Origin of the sequence: Staphylococcus coagulans, assembly GCF_002901995.1 — a bacterium.
Lineage (GTDB): Bacteria > Bacillota > Bacilli > Staphylococcales > Staphylococcaceae > Staphylococcus > Staphylococcus coagulans.
Genome location: NZ_PPQN01000050.1, coordinates 1 through 428 on the forward strand (window position 1 = coordinate 1; position 428 = coordinate 428).

Annotated in this window: 1 protein-coding gene; it reads right to left on the minus strand. The window is 40.7% G+C overall.

Features of this window, described 5'->3' with window-relative positions; genetic code table 11:
• The coding region (locus CD118_RS09750; RefSeq protein WP_206167717.1) for an alkaline phosphatase family protein at positions 1–428 on the minus strand (428 nt) is incomplete at both ends.

A 428-nucleotide genomic window follows, 5' to 3' on the forward strand; every position in this document is an offset into this window, starting at 1 on the left:
CTAAACGTTGTATCCGTATCGAGCGCTTGACCTTCTTTAAATTTTGGACTGTACATCAACACTGGAATGTATTCACGTGTGTGATCTGTGCCTTCTGCTGTTGGATCATTGCCGTGGTCGGCTGTAATGATGAGTAAATCATCTTCACGCATCGCAGCCATTAATTCCGGTAAGCGATTATCAAAGTCTTTTAAGGCTTGTGCGTAACCTGGTTTATCACGACGATGCCCATACAACGCATCAAAATCGACTAAGTTTAAGAAACTTAAACCTTTGAAGTCTTTTTGTACGATTTGCATCAGTTGGTCCATCCCATCCATGTTACTTTTTGTACGTACTGCTTCTGTGACACCTTCTCCATCGAAAATATCATTGATTTTACCGATGGCAATGACATCATAGTCATGATCTTTAAGTGTGTTCATCAC